This window comes from Streptomyces sp. NPDC030838, from assembly GCF_055572035.1.
The window spans coordinates 812,246-834,922 of sequence record NZ_JBVIED010000001.1; the positions used below are offsets into that span (position 1 = coordinate 812,246).

The 22,677-nt window shown below is 71.3% G+C and carries 22 protein-coding genes; 11 read left to right on the forward strand and 11 right to left on the reverse strand.

Translation table 11 applies throughout. The annotated features are described in order from the left end of the window. Nucleotides 1-89 precede the first annotated feature (89 nt). From ACZ42A_RS03645 to leuA, 3 genes are all read right to left on the reverse strand, one after another. Nucleotides 90-2,165 (reverse strand): MMPL family transporter, encoded by a 2,076-nt coding sequence (locus tag ACZ42A_RS03645; protein WP_468525477.1) that lies wholly within the window; start codon nt 2,163-2,165, stop codon nt 90-92. A 148-nt stretch (nt 2,166-2,313) separates the two neighbouring features. Next, on the reverse strand, nt 2,314-3,009 hold the full coding sequence (locus tag ACZ42A_RS03650; protein ID WP_468525478.1) for a TerB family tellurite resistance protein: 696 nt from the start codon (nt 3,007-3,009) through the stop codon (nt 2,314-2,316). A gap of 200 nt (nt 3,010-3,209) precedes the next feature. Further along, nucleotides 3,210-4,931 carry a 2-isopropylmalate synthase gene (gene leuA / locus ACZ42A_RS03655; protein WP_468525479.1) on the reverse strand — a complete coding sequence of 574 codons (1,722 nt, stop codon included), beginning with the start codon at nt 4,929-4,931 and terminating at the stop codon, nt 3,210-3,212. A gap of 345 nt (nt 4,932-5,276) precedes the next feature. On the opposite strand from leuA, the gene ACZ42A_RS03660 reads away from it, so the two are divergent. The 3 genes from ACZ42A_RS03660 to ACZ42A_RS03670 are packed head-to-tail and all read left to right on the forward strand — an operon-like array spanning nt 5,277 to nt 7,983. Further along, on the forward strand, nt 5,277-6,329 hold the full coding sequence (locus ACZ42A_RS03660; RefSeq protein WP_468525480.1) for a M4 family metallopeptidase: 1,053 nt from the start codon (nt 5,277-5,279) through the stop codon (nt 6,327-6,329). A 21-nt stretch (nt 6,330-6,350) separates the two neighbouring features. Then, entirely contained in the window at nt 6,351-6,617 is a 267-nt protein-coding gene (locus ACZ42A_RS03665) for a protealysin inhibitor emfourin (RefSeq protein ID WP_468525481.1), read from the forward strand. Nucleotides 6,618-6,663: 46 nt separating this feature from the next. Then, the gene (locus ACZ42A_RS03670) at nt 6,664-7,983 is read left to right on the forward strand and encodes a GH1 family beta-glucosidase (protein WP_468525482.1); all 1,320 of its coding nucleotides are present in this window, start codon (nt 6,664-6,666) and stop codon (nt 7,981-7,983) included. A gap of 4 nt (nt 7,984-7,987) precedes the next feature. Here the strand turns inward: ACZ42A_RS03670 and ACZ42A_RS03675 are convergent, their stop codons facing one another. Further along, on the reverse strand, nt 7,988-8,626 hold the full coding sequence (locus ACZ42A_RS03675) for a TetR/AcrR family transcriptional regulator (RefSeq protein WP_468525483.1): 639 nt from the start codon (nt 8,624-8,626) through the stop codon (nt 7,988-7,990). 72 nt (nt 8,627-8,698) lie between these two features. On the opposite strand from ACZ42A_RS03675, the gene ACZ42A_RS03680 reads away from it, so the two are divergent. Continuing rightward, complete coding sequence (locus ACZ42A_RS03680; RefSeq protein WP_468525484.1) at nt 8,699-9,412, forward strand: SGNH/GDSL hydrolase family protein; 714 nt, start codon at nt 8,699-8,701, stop codon at nt 9,410-9,412. 27 nt (nt 9,413-9,439) lie between these two features. On the opposite strand, the gene era is transcribed toward ACZ42A_RS03680, so the two are convergent. Beyond that, nucleotides 9,440-10,393, reverse strand: a complete 954-nt coding sequence (gene era, locus ACZ42A_RS03685; RefSeq protein ID WP_468525485.1) for a GTPase Era — start codon at nt 10,391-10,393, stop codon at nt 9,440-9,442. A 174-nt stretch (nt 10,394-10,567) separates the two neighbouring features. Between era and ACZ42A_RS03690 the strand changes: the two genes are divergently transcribed. Continuing rightward, a complete protein-coding gene (locus ACZ42A_RS03690; protein WP_468525486.1) occupies nt 10,568-11,878 on the forward strand; it encodes an ammonium transporter in 1,311 nt (436 codons plus the stop codon). Continuing rightward, complete coding sequence (locus ACZ42A_RS03695; protein ID WP_468525487.1) at nt 11,875-12,213, forward strand: P-II family nitrogen regulator; 339 nt, start codon at nt 11,875-11,877, stop codon at nt 12,211-12,213. Before ACZ42A_RS03690 ends, ACZ42A_RS03695 begins: the two co-directional genes overlap by 4 nt. A 33-nt stretch (nt 12,214-12,246) precedes the next feature. Here ACZ42A_RS03695 and ACZ42A_RS03700 read toward each other — a convergent pair whose 3' ends face one another. The 3 genes from ACZ42A_RS03700 to ACZ42A_RS03710 all read right to left on the reverse strand — a co-directional run bounded on the left by ACZ42A_RS03700 (nt 12,247) and on the right by ACZ42A_RS03710 (nt 14,193). Beyond that, nucleotides 12,247-12,723 (reverse strand): hypothetical protein, encoded by a 477-nt coding sequence (locus ACZ42A_RS03700; protein ID WP_468525488.1) that lies wholly within the window; start codon nt 12,721-12,723, stop codon nt 12,247-12,249. A 266-nt stretch (nt 12,724-12,989) separates the two neighbouring features. Then, the gene (locus tag ACZ42A_RS03705) at nt 12,990-13,343 is read right to left on the reverse strand and encodes a cytidine deaminase (protein WP_468525489.1); all 354 of its coding nucleotides are present in this window, start codon (nt 13,341-13,343) and stop codon (nt 12,990-12,992) included. 28 nt (nt 13,344-13,371) lie between these two features. Then, nucleotides 13,372-14,193: a helix-turn-helix transcriptional regulator gene (locus ACZ42A_RS03710; protein WP_468526127.1), complete on the reverse strand. Its 822-nt coding sequence runs from the start codon at nt 14,191-14,193 to the stop codon at nt 13,372-13,374. Nucleotides 14,194-14,348: 155 nt separating this feature from the next. On the opposite strand from ACZ42A_RS03710, the gene ACZ42A_RS03715 reads away from it, so the two are divergent. Beyond that, nucleotides 14,349-15,788 (forward strand): MFS transporter, encoded by a 1,440-nt coding sequence (locus ACZ42A_RS03715; RefSeq protein WP_468525490.1) that lies wholly within the window; start codon nt 14,349-14,351, stop codon nt 15,786-15,788. Nucleotides 15,789-15,849: 61 nt separating this feature from the next. Here the strand turns inward: ACZ42A_RS03715 and ACZ42A_RS03720 are convergent, their stop codons facing one another. Further along, a complete protein-coding gene (locus tag ACZ42A_RS03720) occupies nt 15,850-16,656 on the reverse strand; it encodes an alpha/beta fold hydrolase (protein WP_468525491.1) in 807 nt (268 codons plus the stop codon). A gap of 127 nt (nt 16,657-16,783) precedes the next feature. Between ACZ42A_RS03720 and ACZ42A_RS03725 the strand changes: the two genes are divergently transcribed. From ACZ42A_RS03725 to ACZ42A_RS03740, 4 genes are read left to right on the forward strand one after another with little or no spacing between them, the layout of a single operon-like run. Continuing rightward, nucleotides 16,784-17,860, forward strand: a complete 1,077-nt coding sequence (locus ACZ42A_RS03725) for a PhoH family protein (protein WP_468525492.1) — start codon at nt 16,784-16,786, stop codon at nt 17,858-17,860. 12 nt (nt 17,861-17,872) lie between these two features. Continuing rightward, on the forward strand, nt 17,873-18,370 hold the full coding sequence (gene ybeY / locus ACZ42A_RS03730) for an rRNA maturation RNase YbeY (protein WP_468525493.1): 498 nt from the start codon (nt 17,873-17,875) through the stop codon (nt 18,368-18,370). Further along, entirely contained in the window at nt 18,367-19,671 is a 1,305-nt protein-coding gene (locus tag ACZ42A_RS03735) for a hemolysin family protein (protein ID WP_468525494.1), read from the forward strand. The genes ybeY and ACZ42A_RS03735 overlap by 4 nt, the downstream gene beginning before the upstream one ends. Continuing rightward, on the forward strand, nt 19,668-20,027 hold the full coding sequence (locus tag ACZ42A_RS03740; protein ID WP_468525495.1) for an MmcQ/YjbR family DNA-binding protein: 360 nt from the start codon (nt 19,668-19,670) through the stop codon (nt 20,025-20,027). Before ACZ42A_RS03735 ends, ACZ42A_RS03740 begins: the two co-directional genes overlap by 4 nt. 31 nt (nt 20,028-20,058) lie before the next feature. Here the strand turns inward: ACZ42A_RS03740 and ACZ42A_RS03745 are convergent, their stop codons facing one another. Further along, a complete protein-coding gene (locus ACZ42A_RS03745) occupies nt 20,059-21,201 on the reverse strand; it encodes a carbohydrate kinase family protein (protein ID WP_468525496.1) in 1,143 nt (380 codons plus the stop codon). A gap of 151 nt (nt 21,202-21,352) precedes the next feature. Beyond that, complete coding sequence (locus ACZ42A_RS03750; protein WP_468526128.1) at nt 21,353-22,663, reverse strand: glucarate dehydratase family protein; 1,311 nt, start codon at nt 22,661-22,663, stop codon at nt 21,353-21,355. Nucleotides 22,664-22,677: the final 14 nt, after the last annotated feature.

Consider the following 22,677-nt stretch of genomic DNA (forward strand, 5'->3'; position numbering starts at 1 on the left):
GCTCATCTTCCGTGAGGAGGGCGCCCCTCCGGGAGAGAGGGGCGCCCATGGGGTCGAGCGGGGGTCGAGGGGCGTTCAGGACCCGCGCGTCAGACGCGCTCCGGCTCCCGGACCACCGGCTCCGGCCCGGGCTCCGGCGCCCGCGACATCCGCCCCGGCCACCACACCTTCCGGCCGAGAGCGACGCTGGCGCTGGTGACCAGGTAGGTGCGGACGAGGAAGGTGTCCAGGAGAACACCGACCGCGATGACGAAGCCGAGTTCGACGAGCTGGACAAGGCCCATGTTCATCAGCACCGCGAAGGTGGCGGCGAGGACCAGGCCCGCGGAGGCGATGACCCCGCCGGTGGTGCGCAGCGCGGTGAGCGCGGCCGCGGCGGGTTCGGCGCCGTTCAGGGACTCCTCGCGCATCCGGTGCATCAGGAAGATGCCGTAGTCCACGCCGAGGGCGACCAGGAACACGAAGGACAGCAGGCCGAGACCGCCGTCGGTGCCCTCGAAGCCGAGCACCGGCCCGAACACCATGCCGCCGATGCCGAGGGCCGCCGCCCAGACCGCGACCACGGCGGACATCAGAATCAGCGGGGCGACCAGGGAGCGCAGCAGGACGATCAGGATGAGCAGGACGGAGACGAGGACGATCGGTACGACGACCTTCTGGTCGCGGGCGTGGGTGTCCTTCAGGTCGATCTGCTGGGCGCTGGGTCCGCCGACGTAGGAGCCGTCGAGCTTGTCGCGCAGCGTCTCGATGGTGCGGTTCTCGGCGTCCGACTGCGGCGGGGCAGCGGCGATCACGGAGACCTCGGTCCAGCCTTCGCCGGTCCGGCCGATACGGGCGGACTCGACGCCGTCGGTGCCGGAGGCGGCCCGCACGGTGGCCTCGGCGCGGTCGGCCGGGGTCATGATGGTGATGGGCTGGCTGGAGATCTCGGGGTAGGACTTGGCCAGGGTCTGCATCGCGGAGATGGACTCCGGCTTGTCGACGAAGGAGTCCTCCTGCTTGATGGTGCCGGGCAGGTTGAGCATGCCGAGGGCGAGCGCGCCGAGCGCGACGGCGCCGGCGACCAGGACGGTGATCGGGCGGCGGCCCGCGGAGCTGCCCATCGCGGCGAACAGCGAGCGGCTTTCCTTGGCCTTGCTGCCGAAGGCCGGGATGAACGGCCAGAACACGCGGCGGCCGAGCAGGACGAGGATCGCGGGCAGCAGGGTGAGCATGGCGATCAGCGCGCACAGCACGCCGACGGTGCCGAGGGGGCCCATGCCGCGGTTGGAGTTGAGGTCGGCGGCGAGCAGGCAGAGCAGACCCGCGGCGACGGTGCCGGAGGAGGCGATGACGGCGGGGCCGCAGCCGCGCAGGGCGGCGACCATGGCGTCGTAGGGCCGCTCGACGCGGCGCAGTTCCTCGCGGTAGCGGGAGACGATGAGCAGGGCATAGTCGGTTCCGGCGCCGAGGACGAGGACGGTCATGATGCCGGTGCCCGCGCCGGTGATGGAGGTGCCGAACGCCTGGTTGAGGCCGTAGGCGACGCCCATGGACAGGTAGTCGGCCATGCCGGCGACGACGAGCGGGATCAGCCATAGCACGGGGCTGCGGTAGATGAGGATCAGCAGGACGGCGACGACGCCGACGGTGGTGTAGAGCAGGGGGCCGCCGAGGGAGTTGTACACCTCGGCGGAGTCGGTCTGGACCGCGCTGGGGCCGCCGACCTCGACGTCGAGGCCGCCGGAGGAGTTGGCGATGTCGCGGATGTCGTTGACGAACTCGTCCCGCAGCTTCTCGTCGGTACCGGGTTCGTTGCTGGTGACCGGGTACATGAGCGTCGTGCCGTCCTTGGAGGGCACGCCCTGCGGGGTGTCGAGCAGCTTGTGCTCGTCGGCGATCCTGCCGATCTGCTGCTCGGCGGTCGCCTGGTCGGCGGGGGTGAGACCGCCGTCCCGCGTGTAGACGAGGACGAGCTGGGTGGTCTCGCCGCCCGGCAGCCGCTCCTGGAGCTTGGCCACCTGGGTGGAGTCGGCGTTCGCGGGCAGATAGTCGGTGACGCGGTCGTGCGTGACGTCGCCGAGTTTCGCGGCGAACGGCGAGGCGATCGCCAGCACGCCGATCCACAGCGCGAGCACGAGCCAGGGCACGGCCCGCCGCCTGCTTGTCTTCTCTCCGGCCCCCATGAACGGGCCCTCCCTCCGGAGCGGATGTCTGGATGCGGTTCCAGACTCCCGGCGCGGGAGGGCGGATTCGTCGCGCGCGAGGGCGAGTTCGGGGGTACGACGAGGGGTGACCCGACGGCCGGATTACTCCCCGGGGAGTACGGGGGTGTCAGGACGGCGTCCGCGCCGCCGCGAGCAGCCGGTTCACCTCGTCGCTCGTGATGGTGAGCGCGGCACCCACGGTGGCCAGCACCTCGCGTTCGGCGGTGGTGTACGGCCCGTCGGCCAGGGCGATCCGCGCGCCCTGGAGCAGGATCGACTCACGTCCCGCGGGGGCGAGGTGCGGGGCCAGCGGGTCCAGCGCCTCGTGCAGCTCTATGGCCAGCCCGGGCCCGCAGGGCTCGCCGGTGATCCGGCCGGTGTCCGCCTCCAGCGCCTCGACGAGGGCGGCCAGCTGCTCCTCCGTGCAGTCGTCGAATCCGGCCGCGCGCACCGCCGTCGCGGCGGCCTCCAGCGCCGTACGGGATCCGGCGCCGCCCGCCGCGAGCAGCGCGAGGGCGACGGTGTGCACGGCGTCGCGGAGCATCGCGGAGAAGCGGGTGGTGGTGGGGTGGTCGAGGACCTCGGTGCCGTAGTGCCGGCGGCAGGCCGCGCACTCGACCACGGGCGCGCTCGCGCCGCGCGGCAGCACGGGCAGGCCCAGCAGGGTGAAGCGGCGGCGTCCGGTGAGCCGCTGGTAGTTGCGGTCGCCGCCGCAGCCGGGGCAGAAGAAGTCCCCGTCGCCCACGGGCGTCCACGCGGTACGGGTGCCCAGAATGCGCGAAAGCCCGGTGACACGGCCGTCTCGTCCCCGTCCTGGCAGCACGTCGCAGCACCTCCGTAACCCCGCGGCAACATCGCCGCGCTGGCGTGATGTTAGCCACATCCATGAGGGCTAGTCAGCACCCAGGACGAGACCTCTCCGTGACCTGAACGGGTGGGTGGCCGGTAAACGACGGGGTCCCGCCCGCCCGGCGAACGCCGGAAAACAGCGGACGGGACCCTCAAACCCCCGGTGGGGACGGTTCAGCGCGCGGCCCGGTTGACGGCCGAGACGACCGCCTTGAGCGAGGCGCGGGTGGTGTTGGCGTCGATGCCGATGCCCCACAGCACCTTGCCGTCGATCGCGCATTCGATGTAGGAGGCGGCCTGCGCGGACGCGCCCTCGCTCATCGTGTGCTCCTGGTAGTCCAGCAGGCGTACGTCGATCCCGATGGACTGCAGGGCGTCGAAGAAGGCCGAGATCGGACCGTTGCCCTGGCCGGTCAGCACGGTGTCCGCGCCGTCGACGGTGGCCTCCACGGTGAGCGTGTCGACGCCGTCGCGGTCGGTCGTGGACTGCCCGTTCTTGACCTGAATCCGACCCCACGGGTTCTCCGGGTTCGGCAGGTACTCGTCCTCGAAGATCGCCCAGATGTCCTTGGGCGTGACCTCGCCGCCGTCGGCGTCGGTCTTGGCCTGGATGATCTTGGAGAACTCGATCTGCATCCGGCGCGGCAGGTCCAGCTTGTGCTCGTTCTTCAGCACGTACGCCACGCCGCCCTTGCCGGACTGCGAGTTCACCCGGATGACCGCCTCGTAGGAGCGGCCGACGTCCTTCGGGTCGATCGGCAGGTACGGCACCGCCCACTCGATGTCGTCGACGGTGACGCCCTTGGCCTTGGCCTCGGCCTCCATGGCGTCGAAGCCCTTCTTGATGGCGTCCTGGTGGGAGCCGGAGAAGGACGTGTAGACCAGGTCGCCCACGTACGGGTGGCGCGGGTGGACCTCCATCTGGTTGCAGTACTCCCACGTACGACGGATCTCGTCGATGTCGGAGAAGTCGATCTGCGGGTCGACACCCTGCGAGAACAGGTTCATGCCCAGGGTGACCAGGTCGACGTTGCCGGTGCGCTCGCCCTGCCCGAACAGACAGCCCTCGACGCGGTCGGCACCGGCCATCAGCGCCAGCTCGGCGGCGGCGACCGCCGTACCGCGGTCGTTGTGCGGGTGCACGGACAGACACACGAACTCGCGGCGCGACAGATTGCGGTGCATCCACTCGAAGCGGTCCGCGTGCGTGGACGGGGTGGACCGCTCCACGGTCGCCGGCAGGTTCAGGATGATCTCGCGGTCCGGACCGGGCTGCCAGACGTCCATGACGCTCTCGCAGACCTCCAGCGCGAAGTCCAGCTCGGTGTCGGTGAAGATCTCCGGGCTGTACTGGAATCCGAACTCGGTCTCCGGCCCCAGCAGCTTCTCGGCGTACTCCATGACCAGCCGCGTCCCGTCCACGGCGATCTGCTTGATGTCGTCCTTGGAGCCGCGGAAGACGACCCGGCGGAAGACCGGGGCGGTGGCGTTGTACAGATGCACGGTCGCGCGCCGGGCACCCTTCAGGGACTCCACGGTCCGCTCGATCAGGTCCTCGCGGGCCTGGGTGAGGACGGAGATCGTCACGTCCTCCGGGATGGCGCCGGGCTCCTCGATGATCGAGCGCACGAAGTCGAAGTCGGTCTGCCCGGAGGCGGGGAAGCCGACCTCGATCTCCTTGTAGCCCATCTTGACCAGCAGATCGAACATCGCCCGCTTGCGGACCGGCGACATCGGGTCGATCAGGGCCTGGTTGCCGTCACGCAGATCGGTCGACAGCCATCGGGGGGCCTTGGTGATCCGCTGGTTCGGCCAGGTGCGGTCCGGGATGTCGACCTGCTCGTAGCGGCCGTACTTGTGGATCGGCATGGAACTGGGCTGCTGGCGGTTGGCCATGATGCGGGGGCTCCTAGGGGTGTCCGGAAGGACGGCCGACGGCAACGCCAAGCTCCGCGGGGAGGGAGTCGACCTGGACTACAGGCCCTCGCCGCGGCAGCTAAGAAGAAGCAGCCCGAAACGCATGATGCGCAGCATGCTAGCCGAGCGACTCCGAGACGCGGGGTCCTGTATCAGTATGCGGGACTGTGAGGTCTTTAGGGGCGCGGGGAACTGCGCGAGAAACCACACACAACGGACAGCCGCTAGCACACAGGACCACCCCCCACGCCCCGCGGACCACATTTTCACCAATCATGGTTGCACCCAGTGACACACAGCTAACGGAGTGCAATCGTGCGGAGCATGACCGCTGTCTTCTGCACCGTCGTCCCACCCCACCTCCTCGACAAACTGGCCCGCTCCGACAACCCCGCAGTCGCCGACCAGGCACACCGCACACTGGTCCGCGACAGCGAACTCCGCGGCCGGCGCCGGGTGACGACCGAGTTCCGCCTCGCCGCCGCGCCGCAGGCGAAAGCCCCGTCCGACCAGCCGCTGCGCACCATCTACGACGCCGAGCACAAGACCGACCTGCCCGGTACGAAGGTGCGCGGCGAGGGCGACGACCCCGGCCAGGACGCCACCGTCAACCGCGCCTACTCCGGCCTCGGCGCCACCTTCGACCTCTTCCTCAAGATCTACGGCCGCCACTCGATCGACGGCGACGGACTGCCGCTGGACGCGACCGTCCACTACGACGAGAAGTACGGCAACGCCTTCTGGAACGGCGAGCAGATGGTGTTCGGCGACGGCGACGGCGAGATCTTCCTCGACTTCACCCTCCCCATCGACGTCATCGGCCACGAACTCACCCACGGCGTCACCCAGTACACGGCGAACCTCACCTACTACGGCCAGCCGGGCGCCCTGAACGAGTCGATGTCCGACGTCTTCGGCTCGCTCATCAAGCAGTACACGCTCGGCCAGACCGCGGCCGAGGCCGACTGGCTGATCGGCGCCGGTCTGCTCGCCCCGGGCGTCACCGGCAACGCGCTGCGCTCCATGAAGGAGCCGGGCAGCGCGTACGACGACGACGTGCTCGGCAAGGACCCGCAGCCCGCGACGATGGACGAGTACGTCCGCACCGGCCGCGACAACGGCGGCGTGCACATCAACTCCGGCATCCCCAACCACGCGTTCTACCTGGCCGCCACCGCCATCGGCGGCTACGCCTGGGAGAAGGCGGGCCAGATCTGGTACGACGTGCTGACCGGCGGCGAGCTGGCCGAGCGGGCGATGTTCACGGACTTCGCCACCCTCACCGTCAAGGCGGCGCGGGAGCGCTACGGCGACGGCGGAGACGAGCACGAGGCGGTGCGCAAGGCCTGGGAGCAGGTCGGGGTGCGCACGCTGTAGTTCCGTACTAGACAGGGACCCATGCGAATTCAGGTGAGGCGGACGGGCGGGTTCGCGGGCATCGAGCGGTTCGCCGAGATCGACACCGCGGGCCGCCCGGACGCCGCCGAGTGGCAGGCCCTGGCCGAGCGGGCGCTGGCCGCCGGCCGGGGCACGCCCCCGGTCGGGGTGCCGGACGGCTTCAGCTACCAGATCACGGTGGACGGGACGACGGTGTACGCGAGCGATCCACGGCTGACGGACGAGCAGCGGGCTCTGATCACTCGGGTGCTGAAGGAGGGCGCGTAACCGCGGCTTCCCGCAGGGCCGTTGACTTCCGTTACCGACGGTACGGATGATCCGGCCCATGGCGACGACGAACCCGATACCGCAGTTCCCCGCCGGCTTCCTGTGGGGCGCGTCGACCTCGGCCCACCAGATCGAGGGCGCGGCGGACGAGCGCGAGCCGTCCGTGTGGGACGCGTTCACGGCCGAGCCGGGGCGGGTGAAGGACGGCTCGACGGCGGCGGTGGCCTGCGACCACTACCACCGCCACGGCGAGGACGTCGCCCTCCTGGCCGACCTGGGCGTGGACGCGTACCGCTTCTCGATCTCCTGGCCGCGCGTGCGGTCCCCGAAGGGCCTCGGCTTCTACGACCGGCTCGTGGACGACCTGTGCGCGGCGGGCGTCCGCCCGGTCCCGACCCTGTTCCACTGGGACCTGCCCCTCGGCATGGACTGGCTGGACCGGGACACGGCCGCCCGCTTCGCCGAGTACGTCTCCGTCGTCGCCGACCGGCTGGGCGACCGCGTCAAGAAGTGGATCACCCTGAACGAACCGGCGGAACACACCCTGCTGGGCCACGCCCTGGGCGTCCACGCGCCGGGACAGCGGCTGCTGTTCGACGCGCTGCCGGTGGCCCACCACCAGCTGCTGGCCCACGGACTGGCGGTCCGCGCCCTGCGCGCGGCAGGCGCCACGGACATCGGGATCGCCAACTCGCACGGCCCGACCTGGCCGGCGTCGGAGGAGAGCGCGGACGTGGAGGCGGCGGACTTCTACGACATCCTGCTGAACCGCCTCTTCGCCGACCCCCTGCTGCTGGGCACCTACCCCGCCGGTCTCGGCGAGCTGATGCCGGGGGACGTCGAGGCCGACCTCAAGGTGATCGCCGAGCCGCTCGACTGGTACGGGGTCAACTACTACGCGCCGAGCAGGGTGGGCGCCCCGCAGGGCACGGAGACCGACTTCGGCGGGGTGCGGATGCCCGCCGAACTCCCCTTCTCGGTCCGCGCGATCGAGGGCCGGCCGACGACGGACTTCGGCTGGCCGGTCGTCCCGGAGGGCCTGACCGAGCTGCTGACCACCTTCCGGGACCGCTACGGCGACCGGCTCCCGCCAGTGATCATCACCGAGAACGGCTGCTCGTACGACGGGCTCGACGACCAGGACCGCATCGCCTACCTGGACGGCCACATCCGGGCGCTGCACGACGCGATGACGGCGGGCGTGGACGTCCGCGGCTACTTCGTCTGGTCCTTGCTGGACAACTTCGAGTGGGCGGAGGGGTACGCCCGCCGCTTCGGCCTGGTCCACGTGGACCACGAGACCCTGGCCCGCACCCCGAAGGCGTCGTACCACTGGTTCCGGGAGGTGCTGCGGGACCGGCGATGACGTGTCATCCGGCGGAGTCGCCCCCGAGGCCCGAGCGCACGGACTCCTCGGCCCGCCCCGCCTCGTCCCCGGCGGCGACGGCGAAGTCCCGCAGCGTGCCCGCGAGGACGTCGTCGGGCCCGTACACGCCGATGACGTAGCCCGCGTGGGCGAGCTGCGCCAGGCCGTGCATGGAAGCGAACAACTGCCGTACGAGGAGATCGGCGTCGGCGTCGGCCCGGAACCGCCCGGCGCCCACGCACCGCCGGATGGCGTCGCGCGGATACCGCAGCAGCCGCACCCCCATCTGCCGGTCCTCCTCGGTCAGTTCGAACCCGGCGATGGCGGAGCCGCCGAACATCACGGCGTACACGTCGGGTTCGGCGCGGGCGAACTCCTGGTAGACGCGGCAGAGCCGGGCCAGCTCACACACGGGATCCGCCCCCGCCTCGACGGCCTTCGCACGTGCCTGGAACCGGTCGAACCCCTCCCGGATCACCTCGCGCACCAGCCCCGCCATGGACCCGAAGTGGGTGTAGACGGCCATGGTCGAGGCGCCGACGGCGGTGCAGAGCCGGCGGGCGCTGAGCGCGGCGGGACCCTCCTCGGCGAGGACGCGGGCGGTTTCGTCGAGGAGCCGGCGGCGGACGGTGAGGCTTGACACGGAGGGAGCATAACGCTGTTATAGCCATAACACCGTTATGGGAACGGGGCGAGGACGGGGGAGGTCCACGGAATGTTCGCGAACGCCCTGCGCAAGCGGCTGACACTGCTGCCCGAGGCGGCGGGGGACGGCACGGGCAGCACGGAGGGCAAGGAACCGGCCCTGCGGCTGGCGGTGCTCGGCGACTCGGTGGCGGCGGGTGTGGGGGCCGCGCACCACAGGGAGGCGATGGCCGGGCACCTGGCCCGGGCGGTGACCCAGCTGACGGGCCGGGCGGTGGACTGGCGGGTGACGGCGAAGGCCGGAGCGACGCTGGCGACCGCCCGCCGCGCCCTGCTGTCCGGTCTCACCGACCCGATGACCCGCTGGCGCCCCGACGTGGTCCTGATCGTCGCGGGCACGAACGACGCCATGCGGCTGCGCCGGCCGCGCGCCGTCCGCCGGGACGCGGAGGCGCTGGTGCGCGACATCCGCCTGCGTCTGGGCGAGGACGTGCCGGTGGTCTTCGCGGGCCTGCCGACCCTGACGGCGCTGGACTCCGTCCCGCGCCGGGTCAGGCTCCCGCTCGCCCTCTACGTCCGGTTCCTGGACCACCAGCTGAAGACGGCGGCCACGAGGGGAGCCGCCGTCTTCCACCTTCCCTCGGGTGCCCCGCCGGAGTACCCGGGCCCGTGGTTCGCCGCCGACCGCTTCCATCCCTCACCCGACGGCTATCGCGCCTGGGCGAGGATCCTGGCGTCCCGCCTGGCGACGCTGACGGAGACGGTGGTGCCGTCACCGGGCTGACGCCGGAAGCCCATCACCGGGCTGACGTCAGAAGCCCAGCTTGCGCAGCTGCTTCGGGTCGCGCTGCCAGTCCTTGGCGACCTTCACGTGGAGGTCGAGGAAGACCGGCGTGCCCAGCAGCGCCTCGATGTGCTTGCGGGACTTGATGCCGACCTCCTTCAGGCGCTTGCCCTTGGGGCCGATGATGATGCCCTTCTGGCTGGGGCGTTCGATGTAGACGTTGGCGTGGATGTCGAGGAGGGGCTTGTCGGCCGGGCGGTCCTCGCGGGGCAGCATCTCCTCGACGACCACGGCGATGGAGTGCGGCAGCTCGTCGCGGACGCCCTCCAGGGCCGCCTCGCGGATCAGCTCCGCGATCATGACCTGTTCGGGTTCGTCGGTGAGGTCACCCTCGGGGTAGAGGGCCGGGCCCTCGGGCAGCATCGGGATCAGCAGGTCCGCCAGCAGGTCGACCTGCTTGTTCGCGGTCGCCGAGACCGGAACGATCTGCGCCCACTCGATGCCCAGCTCCTTGCCCAGCTGGTCGATCGCGATCAGCTGCTCGGCGAGGGCCTTGGAGTCGACGAGGTCCGTCTTCGTGACGATGGCGACCTTCGGGGACTTCTTGATCCCCGCCAGCTCCTTGGCGATGAAGCGGTCACCGGGACCGATCTTCTCGTTCGCCGGGAGACAGAAGCCGATCACGTCGACCTCCGCCCAGGTCGTCCGGACCACGTCGTTCAGCCGCTCGCCCAGCAGCGTGCGCGGCTTGTGCAGACCAGGGGTGTCCACCAGGATCAGCTGGGCGTCCGGGCGGTGCACGATCCCTCGTACCGTGTGCCGGGTCGTCTGCGGCTGGTTCGCGGTGATCGCCACCTTCTGCCCGACCAGCGCGTTCGTGAGAGTGGACTTGCCCGCGTTGGGACGGCCCACGAAGCAGGCGAAGCCGGCTCGGTGGGATCCCTCTGCCGGCTGCTCGGATGACTGGCTACGAACGCTCATGGCGCCCATTCTCCCTGATCGACAAGCCCCCGCCGCACAACCGTCCGCACACCCCCGTCACCGTGAGCTTCCGGAAACCCTCACGCAATGAAACGCCCCCGAAACACACCGGTACACAACCGGAAACGCACAGCGGTGAATCTCTGACGAGCCCCCACCCCGTTGGAGACGACCGTGACCCTCGCCGCCGCAAGCGTCGACACCGGCGACACCGCCTGGCTGCTCGCCGCCACCGCCCTGGTGCTCCTGATGACCCCGGGCCTGGCCCTGTTCTACGGCGGCATGGTCCGCACGAAGAGCGTCCTCAACATGCTGATGATGAGCTTCGTGTCGATCGCCCTGGTCACGGTCGTGTGGCTGGCGGCCGGCTACTCCCTCGCCTTCGGCGAGGACGCGGCCGGGGGACTCATCGGCGGCCTCGACCACCTCGGCATGAGCGGCATCACCCCCGACAGCGTCCAGGGCACGGTCCCCACCTTCCTCTTCGCCACCTTCCAGCTCACCTTCGCGGTCATCACGGCCGCGCTGATCAGCGGCGCGATCGCGGACCGGGCGAAGTTCGGGGCGTGGCTGGTGTTCGTGCCCGTCTGGACGCTGCTCGTATACGTTCCGGTCGCGCACTGGACCTGGGGCCCGGGCGGCTGGATCCTCGACAGGCTCGGCGCGCTGGACTTCGCGGGCGGTCTGCCCGTCGAGATCACCTCGGGTGCCTCCGGCCTGGCCCTGTGCCTGGTCCTGGGCCCGCGCCTGGGCTTCAAGAAGGACGCCATGCGCCCGCACAACCTCCCCATGGTCATGCTCGGCGCCGGTCTGCTCTGGTTCGGCTGGTTCGGCTTCAACGCGGGCTCGGCCCTCGGCGCCAACGGCCTCGCCGCGGCCGCGTTCCTCAACACCCTCGCCGCCGGCTGCACCGGCCTGCTGGGCTGGCTGTTCGTCGAGCAGAAGCGCGACGGCCACCCCACCACCCTGGGCGCCGCCTCCGGCGCGGTCGCGGGCCTGGTCGCCATCACCCCGTCCTGCGGCTCGGTGTCCCTGCTCGGCGCGCTCGTCGTGGGCCTCGCCGCGGGTGTGGTCTGCTCGTACGCCGTGAGCTGGAAGTTCAAGCTGAACTACGACGACTCCCTCGACGTCGTCGGCGTCCACCTGGTCGGTGGCGTGATCGGCACGCTGCTCATCGGCGTCTTCGCGGTGGAGTCCATGACCGGCGGCACCGAGGGGCTGCTGTACGGCGGCGGGCTCGGCCAGCTCGGCAAGCAGCTGGTGGCCGTCGTCGCCGTCGGGGCGTACGCCTTCGCCGTCACCTACGGCATCGGCAAGGTCATCGACAAGGTGATGGGCTTCCGGGCGAGCGAGGATCAGGAGCACACCGGTCTCGACCTTACGGTGCACGCGGAGACCGCATACGATCACGGCGTCCTGGGCCACGGCGCCCCGGTCGCCCACTCCGTCGTCCCCACCGCCCAGAAGGTCAGGCCCCAGGCATGAAGCTCATCACCGCGATCGTGAAGCCGTACCGCCTCGACGAGGTGAAGAACGCCCTCCAGGAACTCGGCATCCAGGGCCTGACCGTCAGCGAGGCCAGCGGCTACGGCCGCCAGCGCGGCCACACCGAGGTCTACCGGGGCGCCGAGTACCAGGTCGACCTGGTGCCGAAGGTCCGTATCGAGGTCGTCGTCGAGGACGCGGACTCCGACGCCGTGATCGACGCGATCGTGAAGGCCGCGCAGACCGGGAAGATCGGCGACGGCAAGGTCTGGGCGCTGCCGGTCGACACGGTCGTCCGCGTCCGGACGGGTGAGCGCGGGCCGGACGCTCTGTAGCACTCGCCCGGCCCGCCGAGTCCCTCAGGGGGCTCAGTCGAACACGAACGGACCCGGTGACTGCGGTCCGGTCGCCGTGCAGGTGATGGTGATGCCCCAGACCGTCATCTTCAGCGAGCCGCCGTAGGCCTCCAGCCGGTCGCCGGAGGCGACGGTGCCGGTGAGCGGTCCGACGGTGACGGGGTCGCCGGCGGCCATCGCCGGGTTCTTCTTGCCGGTGAAGGCGGTGGTGCCGCCGCCCGCCTTCACCAGGGTGAGCGTCGAGGTGATGGAGTCCGCCGAGAGCGCGATGGGCGCGGTGATCGCGGTGGACTTCAGGGTCATGGTGGCGGTGGTGCCGCTCTGCGTGGCGGTGAGGGTGGCCGGGCCGCCGCCGAAGCTGCCGCAGTCCGCGGTGAGCGTCGCCGACTGCGGGGTCACGGCGTGGGCGGCGGGGGCGAAGGCCAGACCGGTGACCGCGAGGGCCCCGACCGCGAGTGCCGCACCTGTTCCGGTTCGCTTGCCTCTCATCTTCTTCGGGCTCCCTTCCCTCGTGGGGAATGCCATGTGGGGCTGGACGGGAGAGACGACCGCCGCGGGCGCGGGTGCGGACGCGCCACGCAAGCGGTTTCCTGACGGTTCGTCAGGGCTTACGGATTCATTGATGCCCCGGGGAGCCGCCGACGGCAAGGGGTGTTTCCAGCCTTCAAGCAACGGCTTTCCATCAACGGCCTTCACCCAACGGACTTCAGCCGGCGGCCTTCGACCAACGGCCGAAAGCCGTACCCGACGGACGGTCAGCCGGCCGTCACCGTCGCCCGGACCGTCCCGTCCGGACCCGCGACCAGCACCGGCGTCCCCGGTCCGCCCAGATCCCGGACGGCCGCCCGGTCCGCCTCGGACGCCGACTCCGCCTCCGTCACCACGGCCGCGGCCTCCAGCGACGTCGCCCCGGACGCCACCGCCATGGCCACCGCCGTCTGCAGGGCGCTCAGCTTCAGCGAGTCCAGGGCCACGGTCCCGGCGGTGTACGTACGGCCCGTCTCGTCGCGTACGGCCGCCCCCTCGGGCACACCGTTGCGGGCCCGCGCGGAACGGGCCAGGGTGACGATCTTGCGGTCCTCGGGGTCGAGCGCGCTGCTGTCGGTCATGACCTGAGCATACGTAGACGTACGGCCGTCAGCCCGCCACGGGGTACATCGCCCCGCGCCGCCCCTCCGGCGAGGACAGCCACTCCAGCTTGGCCGCGGTGTTCGCCTCGTCCAGCGGGGTGTGCAGCACGATCGTCAGATCGGGCCGGGCGGGGACCTTCATCGCGGTGGACTCCAGGGCCAGCAGGCCGACCACCGGGTGGTCCAGCTCCTTGCGGATCTGCCCGGCGTCCTCGATGTCCCGTTCCTCCCACAGCCGGGTGAACTCCGGGCTGGCCTCCTTCACCCGCGCCAGCACCTCCTGGAACCCCTCGTCGTCGGGGCAGGCCGAGCAGGCGGCCCGGAACTGGGCGACGACCGGGCGCGCGTTGCGCTCCCAACTGCGGTCGCGGGAGCGGTACATCGGGTCGGTGAAGAAGTCGACGACACAGTTCTGCGTCTGGTCCGGGCGCATGCCGAGCACCGTCGCGGCCGCGTCGTTGTACAGGACGGCGTTGTAGTACATGTCCATGATGTGCGCCGGATACGGCATCCAGGTGTCGATCAGCCGCCGCAGCCCGTCGCACATGTCCCGCTTCTCCGGGGCCACTTCGGGCGCGGGCGGATTGAGCCCGGCGAGCACGTACAGATGCCGGCGTTCGGCGTTGCTCAGCCGCAGCACCCGGGCGACCGCGTCGAGGACCTGCGGCGAGACGGAGATGTCCCGGCCCTGCTCCAGCCACTGGTACCAGGAGGCGCCCACCCCGGCGAGCACGGCGACCTCCTCGCGCCGCAGTCCGGGCGTGCGGCGCCGGGCGCCGCCGTCCGGCAGGCCCGCCTCGGCCGGGGTGACCCGGGCCCGCCGGCTCATCAGGAACTCGCGCAGCTCGTGCCGCCGATGTCTGTTCAACGCGTCCACCGACACGTACGGATCCCCCTCGTACCACTGGCTGTTGGCTGGTGGTGCCACCACCACCATAAGCAGCGACTCCCCAGGCGTATTCCGATCGCCGCAGGCTCGTGCCCATGGCGATCGACACCCCACCTTCCACCACCCCGTCCGTCGACCGCGCACCCGGCACCTCCCGGATGCCGACGCGCGACAGACTCGTCCTCTTCGTGCTCTGCGCGGCCCAGTTCATGGTCGCGCTGGACTTCTCCGTACTGAACGTCGCCCTGCCGGTGCTCGGCGCCGACCTGGGCATGAGCCCGTCCGCGCTGCAGTGGGCGGTGACCGCGTTCGCGCTGCCGTCCGGCGGGTTCCTGCTGCTGTTCGGCCGGATCGGCGACCTGTACGGCCGCCGGAAACTGTTCCTGAGCGGTCTCGCCCTGTTCGCCGCGGCCTCGGTGCTCGCCACCGTCGCCTGGGACCCGGCGTCGTTCCTGGCCGGGCGGGCCTTGCAGGGGCTGGGCGCGGCGGCGATCGTGCCGACCGGCATGTCCCTGCTGACCACCACCTTCGCGGAGGGCCCGGCCCGCGACCGCGCCCTCGGGATCTCCGGCACGCTGATGTCGCTCGGCTTCACCGTCGGCATGATCGCGGGCGGCGTGCTGACCGATCTGCTCGGCTGGCGCTCCACGATGGGCCTGCTCGCATTGTTCGCCGTGGTCGTGCTGCCGCTGGCGCCCGCGCTGCTGCCCGAGTCGCGGACCCCGGAGCGCCCCCGGCTGGACGTGCCCGGCGCGGTCACCGTCACCGGCGGTCTGCTGGCCCTGATCTACGCCCTGTCCACGGCCGCCGACCACGGCTTCGGCCGCGCGGACGTCCTGGTCACCCTGGTCGCGGGGCTCGTGTTGCTCACCGTGTTCGCCGTCGTCGAGTCCCGCAGCGACGCGCCGCTGGTCTCGCTGCCGATGCTGCGGCGGCGCACGGTGGCGTGGGGCAACCTGGGCGGCCTGGTCACCTTCTCGATGATGTCGACGGTGGTCTTCGTGCTGACCCTGTACCTCCAGGAGGTCCTGCGGCTGTCCGCCTTCCAGACCGGTCTGGTCTTCGGGGTGCAGGGTGTGGTGTCGGTGGTGGCGGGCTCGTACACCCCGAGGGTGATCGCCCGCCTCGGCGCCCGCCGCACGCTGGTCGTCTCCCTCGCCGGCCAGGGCCTGCTGACCGCGACGCTGCTCGGCCTCGGCGCGGGCGGCTGGTCGGTGTGGCTCGCCACGGCCGCCGTGTCCCTGGCCAGCATGTGCCACCTGGGCGCGATCATCTCCTACGGCCTGACCGTCACCTCCGGCGTCCCCGACGAGGAGCAGGGCCTGGCCACCGGCCTGGTCACCTCCACCCAGCAGGTCGGCATCACCGTCGGCATCCCGCTGCTGGGCGTTCTCGCCACGACCACGGACGACCTGCTCTCCGGCGTCCGCACGGTGATCGCGCTGGACACGGGGATCGTGCTGGTGACGGCGGTGGTGGCCGGAGTGGGGCTGCGAGCGGCGCGCCGTGCGCCACACCCGGCCCGGACCTCCTGACGGGCCACCCGGACTGCTCACCCGGACGACTGAGGCTGACGTCCCGGCTCGGCCCGCCGCCCTACGCGTGGTGGCGGGCCGCCTCCAGGAAGGCGAGCACCCGCCGGCTGTAGAGGTCGGGATGGGTGATGTGCGGAACGTGCCCCGCCCCCTCGAAGGTATGCGTCTCCGCCTGGCGCAGAGCCCCTGACAGCCGCGCGGTGATCGCACCGAACCACGGCGGGCTCTCCGTGCCCCTCGTCAGCAGGGCCGGTCCCGTGTAGCCCGGCAGGGCGGCGAGGTCGAGGTCGGCCCAGTGCGGGTCGGCCTGCTCGTCCACGAAGGTGGGGGCGTTGGTGAGGAACGTCTCGCGGAGCCGGTCCGGCAGCCGCTCCCACATACCGGGCCCGAGCGCGACCTCTTCCACGAACTGCCGCGCTCCCCCGTGCGCGTCACCTGCCCGAAGGCGTGCCAGGACGGCGGCGATCCTGTCGTCGGTGGCCGCCATCAGTGGCACCAGCTCGGCGTCGTCGCTCACGACGCCCATGAGCGGGGGCTCGTGGGCGACGATCCCGCTGAAGAGCTCCGGGCGCCGGCCGGCCAGGCCGAGGATGATCGAGGCACCGAACGAGTTGCCCGCCACATACGCCGGCGCGAACCCCAGGGTCTCCATCAGCTCGGCCAGGTCGTCCTCGTCCTCGGACCGTGACCCCTGCCCCGGCGGGCGTTCGCTGAGGCTGTGTCCGCGCCGGTCGTAGACGAGGACGCGGAATCGCGCCGCGCGGGCGGGCAGGACCGGGGCCCAGTTGTCGTGGTCACCCCAGGAGCCGTGAACCAGGACGAGCGGATCGCCGTCCGCCCCGCCTCCAGCCGCCCGTGGCCGCGGCATCACGCGTCCGGCTCATACGAAAAGCCCTACGGCGTTGTCGGTGCTCCGTCGTACCCTGGGAATCGCGAGGCCGCCCTCAGCTACGCGGCCGTGATGAGGAGGAACCGCAGGCCTTAAGCGCCGGCCCATGACTCAGACACCCACAGCCCACACCCCCGCGCAGGGGCAGGCGAGAGCACAGTTCACCGTCCCCGCCCAGCACCCCATGGTGACCGTGCTGGGTTCCGGCGACTCTCTTCTGCGTGTGATCGAGAAGGCCTTCCCGGCGGCCGACATCCACGTCCGGGGCAATGAGATCAGCGCGGTCGGCGACCCCGTGGACGTCGCCCTCATTTCGCGCGTGTTCGACGAGATGATGCTGGTGCTCCGCACCGGACAGCCGATGACGGAGGACGCAGTGGAACGCTCGATCGCCATGCTGAAAGCGAGCGAGGCCGGTACGAGCGACGGCCTGGAGACCCCGGCCCAGGTGCTGACGCAGAACATCCTGTCCTCGCGCGGCCGCACGATCCGCCCCAAGACCCTCAACCAGAAGCGGTACGTCGACGCGATCGACAAGCACACGATCGTCTTCGGCATCGGCCCCGCCGGTACCGGCAAGACGTATCTGGCGATGGCGAAGGCGGTGCAGGCCCTGCAGTCCAAGCAGGTCAACCGCATCATCCTGACCCGCCCCGCGGTCGAGGCCGGCGAGCGCCTGGGCTTCCTGCCCGGCACGCTCTACGAGAAGATCGACCCCTATCTGCGCCCGCTGTACGACGCGCTGCACGACATGCTCGACCCCGACTCCATCCCCCGTCTGATGGCGGCCGGGACGATCGAGGTCGCGCCGCTCGCCTACATGCGCGGCCGCACCCTCAACGACGCCTTCATCATCCTGGACGAGGCCCAGAACACGAGCCCCGAACAGATGAAGATGTTCCTCACCCGCCTCGGCTTCGACTCGAAGATCGTGATCACGGGTGACGTGACCCAGGTCGACCTGCCCGACGGCACCAGGTCCGGTCTCCGTCAGGTCCAGGAGATCCTGGAGGGCGTCGAGGACGTCCACTTCTCCCGGCTGTCCTCCCACGACGTCGTACGGCACAAGCTGGTGGGCCGTATCGTCGACGCGTACGAGAAGTACGACAGCAAGCACGGCACGGAGAACGGCGCGCACAAGAGCCGTGGCAAGTCCGGCGCCAAGGGCTCCAAGGGGAAGTAGACCAGCACGACCATGTCGATCGACGTCAACAACGAATCCGGAACCGAGGTCGACGAGCAGGCGATCCTCGACATCGCCCGCTACGCGCTCGCGCGGATGCGCATCCACCCGCTCTCCGAGCTCTCGGTGATCGTCGTGGACGCCGACGCCATGGAGCAGCTGCACATGCAGTGGATGGACCTGCCGGGGCCCACGGACGTCATGTCCTTCCCGATGGACGAGCTGCGTCCGCCGTCGAAGGACGACGACGAGCCCCCGCAGGGCCTCCTCGGCGACATCGTGCTCTGCCCGGAGGTCGCCGCCAAGCAGGGCGCCGAGGCGCCGACGAAGCACACCATGGACGAGGAGCTGCAGCTGCTCACCGTCCACGGTGTGCTGCACCTGCTCGGCTACGACCACGAGGAACCGGACGAGAAGGCCGAGATGTTCGGCCTCCAGGCCGCCATCGTGGACGGCTGGCGTGCGGAGAAGGGCCTGACCGGCCCGTCCCCGGCGCCCACCGTGTCATGACTCTCCCGCTCGTCTCCGGCGCGATCGCCCTGGTGATCGTGGCCTGGCTCGCCGCCTGCGCGGAGGCGGGCCTGGCCCGCGTCTCCAGCTTCCGCGCCGAGGAGGCCGTACGGTCCGGGCGGCGGGGCAGCGACAAGCTCGCCCAGGTCGCCGCCGACCCCACCCGGTATCTCAATGTGGCGCTGCTGGTCCGCGTGGCCTGCGAGATGGCCGCCGCCGCGCTGATCACCTACGGGTGTCTGCGGGAGTTCGACAGCACCGCCCAGGCGCTGGTCATCGCCATCGCGGTGATGGTCCTGCTGTCGTACGTCGCCGTCGGGGTCTCGCCGCGCACCATCGGCCGTCAGCACCCCGTGCACACGGCGACGGCGGCGGCGTACGTACTGCTGCCGCTGGCCCGGGTGATGGGCCCGATCCCGTGGCTGCTGATCCTCATCGGCAACGCGCTCACCCCCGGCAAGGGCTTCCGGCACGGCCCGTTCGCCTCCGAGGCGGAGCTGCGGGCGCTGGTCGACTACGCGGAGCGGGAGTCGCTGATCGAGGACGAGGAGCGCCGCATGGTGCACTCCGTCTTCGAACTCGGCGACACCCTGGTCCGCGAGGTGATGGTGCCGCGCACCGACCTGATCGTCATCGAGCGGTACAAGACGATCCGCCAGGCCCTCACCCTCGCCCTGCGCTCCGGGTTCTCCCGGATCCCGGTGACCGGGGAGAGCGAGGACGACATCGTCGGGATCGTGTATCTGAAGGACCTGGCCCGCAAGACGCACATCAGCCGGGACGCGGAGAGCGAACTGGTGTCCACGGCGATGCGGCCCGCCTTCTTCGTCCCGGACACCAAGAACGCGGGCGACCTCCTGAGGGAGATGCAGAAGGAACGCAACCACGTCGCCGTCGTCATCGACGAGTACGGCGGCACGGCCGGCATCGTCACCATCGAGGACATCCTCGAGGAGATCGTCGGGGAGATCACCGACGAGTACGACCGCGAGCTGCCGCCGGTGGAGGAGCTGGGCGAGGAGCGCTACCGGGTCACCGCCCGCCTCGACATCACCGACCTCGGCGAGCTGTACGGCCTCGACGAGTACGACGACGAGGACGTGGAGACCGTAGGCGGCCTGCTCGCCAAGGCCCTCGGCCGGGTCCCGATCGCCGGGGCGTCCGCCCGGGTGCCCCTCCCGGACGGCCGCGATCTGCGGCTGACCGCCGAGGCCGCCGCCGGCCGCCGGAACAAGATCGTGACGGTGCTGGTGGAGCCGGTGCCCCCGGCCGAGCCGGCCGAGGAGGAGAAACCGGAGTGACCCCGCGGGAGCTGCGCGCCTTCTGTCTGTCCTTCAACGCGGCCGTGGAGGACTTCCCGTTCGCCCCGGAGATCTCGGTCTTCAAGGTCCAGGGCAAGATGTTCGCGCTGAGCTGGATCGACGACAGGCCCCTGAAGGTCAATCTCAAGTGCGACCCGGAGGACGCGATCCGGCTGCGCGCCGAGCACCCCGGCCTGATCACTCCGGGCTACCACATGAACAAGCGGCACTGGAACACCGTCACGGTCGACGGCGAACTCCCGGACCGGCTGGTCCGGGAGCTCATCGAGGACTCGTACGACCTGGTGGTGGCCGGTCTGCCGCGCGCGGACCGGCTGCGGCTGGACCGGGCCTAGGCCACCCGGCCCAGGCCGTGTCCGGCGGGCCTCAGGCCGAGCGCCGGAAGCCGATCGTCGGCACCGCCCGCCGCAGCGGCCATGGCCGCACCTGCTCCTCGGAGACCAGGTCCGCCAGGAAGGCGTACCGCTCCAGGGCAGCCGGGTCCTGGTCGTCGAGGGAGCGGACCTTGCGCCACCAGGCGGCGATCTCCGACCAGCCGGGCGCGGAGAGCGAGCCGCCGAACTCCTGGACGGAGAGGGCGGCGGTGAGGCCGGCGAAGGCGAGCCGCTCGGCGAGCCGCCAGCCGGCCAGGGTGCCGGTGACGAAGCCGGCCACGAAGACGTCCCCGGCGCCGGTCGGGTCGAGCGCCTCGACCTCGATGGCCGGGACCTCCGCGCTCTCGCCGGTGCGCCGGTCCACGGCATACGCGCCCTCCGCGCCGAGGGTCACGACGGCCAGCGGTACGAACGCGGTGAGCGCGTGGGCGGCGGCGCGCGGGCAGGTCGAGCCGGTGTACCGCATCGCCTCCTCGGCGTTGGGCAGGAACGCCTCGCAGTGCGCCAGGTCGGGCAGGGCGGCCAGGTCCCAGGCGCCGGTGTCGTCCCAGCCGACGTCGGCGAAGATCCGGGTGCCCTGGGCGGCGGCCTGGGCGATCCAGGGCGCCGAGGTGCCGGGCACGAGCGAGGCGACGGCGGCACGCGCGCGCGGCGGGCAGTCGGGGGCCGGCTCCTCGGGAGGCGGTTCGTGGCCGTGGGACACCATCGTGCGCTCGCCCTCGTAGGCCATGGAGACGGTGACCGGGGAGTGCCAGCCGGGGACCGTGCGGGACGGGGTGAGGTCGATGCCCTCGCCCTGTTCCAGCGCGTCCCAGCAGTAGTCGCCGTAGTGGTCGTCGCCGAAGGCGGCCGCCAGGGAGGTCTTCAGGCCGAGCCGCGCCAGCGCCGTCGCCATGTTCGCCACACCGCCCGGGCTGGAGCCCATGCCGCGCGCCCAGGACTCCGTCCCCCGCACCGGCGCGGAGTCGAGGCCGGTGAAGATGATGTCGAGGAAGACGGTGCCGGTGAGATAGACGTCCCACGGCGGGTCGCCGGGGGCGCGCAGGGCGGCGAGGGGGTCGACCTGGGGCGGGCAGCCCGGTGCGGCGGGCGTGGTCGACACGGTGGAGGCGGTGGATACGGCGGACGCGTTCACGGTGGCACTCCCTGAACGTGGTGCGGGTCAGGCCAGTGTGCACCACGCCACTGACAGTGTGTCTCCGGTCACCCGGACACCACCCGCCTACGTCAAGTGACCACGCCGCGTGCCCCCCAGAGGGGGACCGGAGGGCTCATCGCCCTCGCGCCTACCACCGCGGCGTCTCCGGAGTCGTCCACCCCGGCTCCGCCGCCCGCATCGCCGCCGCGTCGTCCCGGTCCCGCAGCGCGCCGTCGTCCTCCGCCCAGCGCCGGTGCAGGAAGGCCAGCCGGTCGCGGTCGAGTTCCACGCCCAGGCCGGGGGCGTCGGAGACGCGTACGGCGCCGTCGTGGAACGTCAGCCGTTCGGTGAGGACGTCCTCGGACTGCCAGGGGTAGTGGGAGTCACAGGCGTGCAGCGGGCCGGGCACGGTGGCGGCCACGTGGGTCATCGCGGCGAGGGAGATGCCGAGGTGGGTGTTGGAGTGCATGGACACGCCGACGCCGAAGGCCCGGCAGACGGCGGCGAGCTGCTGGGTCCGGCGCAGCCCGCCCCAGTAGTGGTGGTCGGAGAGCACCACCTGGACGGCGTCCCGCGTGAAGGCCTCCTTGATCTCGGCGAACGTCGTCACGCACATGTTGGTGGCGAGCGGCACCGGCGTCCCGGCGGCGACCTCGGCCATGGCGGCCGTGCCGGACGTGGGGTCCTCCAGGTACTCCAGGACGTCCTCCAGTTCCCGGGCCACCTTCAGCGAGGTCGCGACGGACCAGGCGCCGTTGGGGTCGAGCCGCAGCGGATGCCCGGGGAAGGCCTCCGCGAGGGCCCGTACGGCGGCGATCTCCTCGTCCGGCGGGAAGACACCGCCCTTGAGCTTGAAGGAACCGAATCCGTACCGCTCCCGGAACCGGCGCGCCTGTGCCACGATCCCGGGCGGGTCGAGGGCGGCGCCCCAGTCGTCCGGCTCGGCGGCGACGCCCGCGGGGTGGTCCGCCCACCGGTAGAAGAGATAGGCGCTGTACTCGACGGCGTCCCGCACCTTGCCGCCGAGCAGGGCGTGCACCGGCAGGCCGAGCGCCTTGCCGAGCGCGTCGAGACAGGCGACCTCGAAGGCGGAGACGACGGACAGGCGCAGCTTGTCGGCGGTCTGGACACCGCGCAGTCCGCCGACGTCGACGGCGCCGTCGACCCGCGCGGCGTCCACGGCGAGCCGCCCGGCGAGGGTGAACAGCCCGTTGAGGTCGGCTACCTGGTGCCCCTTCAGCAGGGCGGCGAGCGGCCGGGCCAGCTCCAGGTACTTCGTGTCGCCGTAGGTCTCTCCGAGCCCGGCGATCCCGTCCTCCGTGACCACCTCCACGATCAGCCGGGGCGTGTACGGCTGGTGCACGCCCTGGGTGTTGAGCAGCGGCGGGTCGGCGACCAGCACGGGGGTCAGCGTCACATCGGCGATCCGGAGGTCACGAGGCGCGAGGTGGCTGGGCACGGGACCACTGGTCA

Excerpts from the sequence above, each read along its gene's own strand:
- era (WP_468525485.1), bottom strand. The coding sequence starts at position 10,393 with ATGAGCGTTCGTAGCCAGTCATCCGAGCAGCCGGCAGAGGGATCCCAC.
- ACZ42A_RS03735 (WP_468525494.1), top strand. The coding sequence starts at position 18,367 with ATGACTCTCCCGCTCGTCTCCGGCGCGATCGCCCTGGTGATCGTGGCC.
- ACZ42A_RS03695 (WP_468525487.1), top strand. The coding sequence starts at position 11,875 with ATGAAGCTCATCACCGCGATCGTGAAGCCGTACCGCCTCGACGAGGTG.
- leuA (WP_468525479.1), bottom strand. The coding sequence starts at position 4,931 with ATGGCCAACCGCCAGCAGCCCAGTTCCATGCCGATCCACAAGTACGGC.
- ACZ42A_RS03670 (WP_468525482.1), top strand. The coding sequence starts at position 6,664 with ATGATCCGGCCCATGGCGACGACGAACCCGATACCGCAGTTCCCCGCC.
- ACZ42A_RS03715 (WP_468525490.1), top strand. The coding sequence starts at position 14,349 with ATGGCGATCGACACCCCACCTTCCACCACCCCGTCCGTCGACCGCGCA.
- ACZ42A_RS03710 (WP_468526127.1), bottom strand. The coding sequence starts at position 14,193 with ATGAGCCGGCGGGCCCGGGTCACCCCGGCCGAGGCGGGCCTGCCGGAC.
- ACZ42A_RS03680 (WP_468525484.1), top strand. The coding sequence starts at position 8,699 with ATGTTCGCGAACGCCCTGCGCAAGCGGCTGACACTGCTGCCCGAGGCG.
- ACZ42A_RS03645 (WP_468525477.1), bottom strand. The coding sequence starts at position 2,165 with ATGGGGGCCGGAGAGAAGACAAGCAGGCGGCGGGCCGTGCCCTGGCTC.
- ACZ42A_RS03660 (WP_468525480.1), top strand. The coding sequence starts at position 5,277 with ATGACCGCTGTCTTCTGCACCGTCGTCCCACCCCACCTCCTCGACAAA.
- ACZ42A_RS03720 (WP_468525491.1), bottom strand. The coding sequence starts at position 16,656 with ATGCCGCGGCCACGGGCGGCTGGAGGCGGGGCGGACGGCGATCCGCTC.
- ACZ42A_RS03665 (WP_468525481.1), top strand. The coding sequence starts at position 6,351 with ATGCGAATTCAGGTGAGGCGGACGGGCGGGTTCGCGGGCATCGAGCGG.
- ACZ42A_RS03700 (WP_468525488.1), bottom strand. The coding sequence starts at position 12,723 with ATGAGAGGCAAGCGAACCGGAACAGGTGCGGCACTCGCGGTCGGGGCC.
- ybeY (WP_468525493.1), top strand. The coding sequence starts at position 17,873 with ATGTCGATCGACGTCAACAACGAATCCGGAACCGAGGTCGACGAGCAG.
- ACZ42A_RS03705 (WP_468525489.1), bottom strand. The coding sequence starts at position 13,343 with ATGACCGACAGCAGCGCGCTCGACCCCGAGGACCGCAAGATCGTCACC.
- ACZ42A_RS03725 (WP_468525492.1), top strand. The coding sequence starts at position 16,784 with ATGACTCAGACACCCACAGCCCACACCCCCGCGCAGGGGCAGGCGAGA.